This window comes from Acidovorax sp. (genome assembly GCF_046314175.1).
Lineage (GTDB): Bacteria > Pseudomonadota > Gammaproteobacteria > Burkholderiales > Burkholderiaceae_C > Acidovorax.
Genome location: NZ_JBKBXG010000194.1, coordinates 1 through 2,382 on the forward strand (window position 1 = coordinate 1; position 2,382 = coordinate 2,382).

The following is a 2,382-nucleotide window of genomic DNA, read 5'->3' on the forward strand; positions in this document are numbered from 1 at the left end:
CGCCCAGCTTGTGGCTGATAAAGATGATGGACAGGCCCTGCGCCACCATCTGTGCCAGGGTGTCGAACAGTGCCTCGCTCTCCTGCGGGGTGAGCACGGCAGTGGGTTCATCCAGGATCAGAATGCGGGCGCCCCGGTAGAGCGCTTTCAAAATTTCCACCCGCTGGCGCTCGCCCACCGAGAGACTGCCGACCTTCGCATCGGGGCTCACTGGCAGGCCAAACTGCTGCGACACGGCCAGCAGCTTGGCGCGTGCGTCGCTGCGGCGCGAGAAAGGCTGCCACAGCGGCTCGCTGCCCAGGAGCACGTTGTCCAGCACCGTGAGGTTGTCGGCCAGCGTGAAGTGCTGGTGCACCATACCAATGCCCGCAGCCAGCGCCGCACGCGGCTGGCCGGGGGGCAGGGGCTGGCCGAAGACTTCGATGCTGCCTTCGTCGGCCACGTAGTGCCCGAAGAGGATGGACATCAGCGTGGACTTGCCCGCGCCGTTTTCGCCCAGCAGGGCCAGCACTTCGCCGCGTGCGAGCGTCAGGCTGATGCTGACGTTGGCAACGAGCTTGCCAAAACGCTTGGTGATATTCGCGAGCTTCAGCACGGGGGTGGTCATGGCCCAGATGGTATTCAAGATTGATGGCAGGTCGCCCTGCTGCGTTCTGTAGGCTGGAGCGATTTTTGTCACAGCAGTTTCAATTGGATGCGTGGCGAGGGAACGCCCATCCCCTGTCTCTGCATAGGATTCTGCAGTCTGCGGTTCCCGCGGCTTGCAGCCTCAACACATCCCCTTCACTTACCTGGCATGACCACCACACTCCCAAGAACCGATTATGGGCACTCCGGCCTCTACGATCGGTCCATTTTCCAGAACGAGTTCACAGCGCAATTCAGCAAGAGTGGCCGGTACAACGCCGCTGCTATCCCCGACATGGTTACGCTGTTGGGCATGATGGAACGCGACCCCGGTATCACCGATGTGCGGCAGGTAGCCTACATGCTGGCGACAGTCATGTGGGAGACGACTTCTCCGACCACAATCTCCCGCCCCGCGTTGAGCAAGAAAGGCCGTCCTCTGGTGGACAAGCACAAACAACCGGTCATGGTGCGCGAGCGCAAGTGGCTGATGACCATGGCACCTGTTGACGAAGTCGGGCGGGGCAATGGTCGCAGGTACCATGAGCCCGTGAAGGTCAAGCAACTCCCTAGCGGGTCTGTGAGAATCACAGAGCAGGATGGCGATCAGTTCACGGTGTCGCCTGCCGGGTTGATTTCACCAGTCACCAGGAATGCCAAGATGGGAACGGTCGATGGGGGCGTGGCTGACGCAGTTTACGCCCGCGATGATGGAGTGGAGCAGGCGTATTTTGGCCGGGGCTACGTGCAGCTGACCTGGTGGTCAAACTATGCGACTTCAGGGGTTGCATTAGGGCGTGGACTCGATCTGCTGGTCAATCCAGAGCTCGTGAAGACACCGGAAGTGGCTTACGCATTGATGTCGCATGGCATGCGGACTGGACGAGGGTTCGCAAACGGCCGCAGTTTCCCCCAATATTTCAGCGCCGGCGCAACGAACTATGTGGCAGCGCGCGGGATGGTGAACGGCAGCGACCATGCCGCCGACATCGCCGCAATCGCGTTGCAGTTTGAGAAAATTCTGCTCAAGGCCCGAGTCGCCAGAGTCAATGAGGAGGTAACCCCATGACGCGTGCATTTCGACGTCGGATGCACGGGCTGTTGTGGAGTGCCTTAGTGAGTATTGCTTGCATCCCGTCAATCAATGCCGCACAGGCATCGACCAGTGCCAGCAGGACCACCGCGCTTCCTACCTTGTGCGGATGGCTAGACAACCCCACTCCCGGTAACGTGGAACTTCTGGACCGCGATGGCCGCTGGGAGATCGCGATGCAGGGCGGCCATCAGGCGGAGGGCAACCTGCCGGCCTTCACCTCGGCGCGCTGGGTGCGCACGGGTCACGGCAGCGCTGGGTATGGATGCGTTTGCATCAAGGCCCGCGTCGACAGGGACGAACGCAAAATACTCCAGATGGTGCAAGCGCGCTCCATGCCACTGCAGACCTGCCGCAAAGATCCCGCGATAAAGGGGGAGGAACCGTTCAATCCGCTGAAGTGATACGCGTGAACAACCCACTGCCGGGTCGCGGTGGTTGGGTGATGCGGCGGCATGTCAGTTCAGCACGAGACCGCCAGAAACGCCGCAGCAAACTGGGCGCCTTGGCGCCCGCTGAATTCGGTAACTACTTGGCCGTCGACTTGGGCTGGCTGTCGTCCACCTTCACGGTGAACTTGCCCGCCAGGATGTCCGCCTCTTTTGCCTTGACCTTGGCCACGATGTCAGCGGGCACCTTCTTCTCGAACGTGCCCAAGGGGG

General features: G+C 61.3%; 3 protein-coding genes and 1 pseudogene. 2 read left to right on the plus strand and 2 right to left on the minus strand.

The genetic code is table 11. From position 1 onward, the window contains the following. On the minus strand, window positions 1-607 hold a 607-nt coding region (locus ACK4OE_RS25610), incomplete at its 3' end, for an ATP-binding cassette domain-containing protein (RefSeq protein ID WP_409889235.1). 189 nt (window positions 608-796) lie between these two features. Between ACK4OE_RS25610 and ACK4OE_RS25615 the strand changes: the two genes are divergently transcribed. Then, window positions 797-1,696 carry a glycoside hydrolase family 19 protein gene (locus ACK4OE_RS25615; RefSeq protein ID WP_182119571.1) on the plus strand — a complete coding sequence of 300 codons (900 nt, stop codon included), beginning with the start codon at window positions 797-799 and terminating at the stop codon, window positions 1,694-1,696. Then, window positions 1,693-2,124 carry a DUF4087 domain-containing protein gene (locus tag ACK4OE_RS25620; RefSeq protein ID WP_182119570.1) on the plus strand — a complete coding sequence of 144 codons (432 nt, stop codon included), beginning with the start codon at window positions 1,693-1,695 and terminating at the stop codon, window positions 2,122-2,124. Before ACK4OE_RS25615 ends, ACK4OE_RS25620 begins: the two co-directional genes overlap by 4 nt. A 124-nt stretch (window positions 2,125-2,248) precedes the next feature. Here the strand turns inward: ACK4OE_RS25620 and ACK4OE_RS25625 are convergent. Continuing rightward, a pseudogene (locus tag ACK4OE_RS25625) lies at window positions 2,249-2,382 on the minus strand (BMP family ABC transporter substrate-binding protein); the annotation flags it as partial.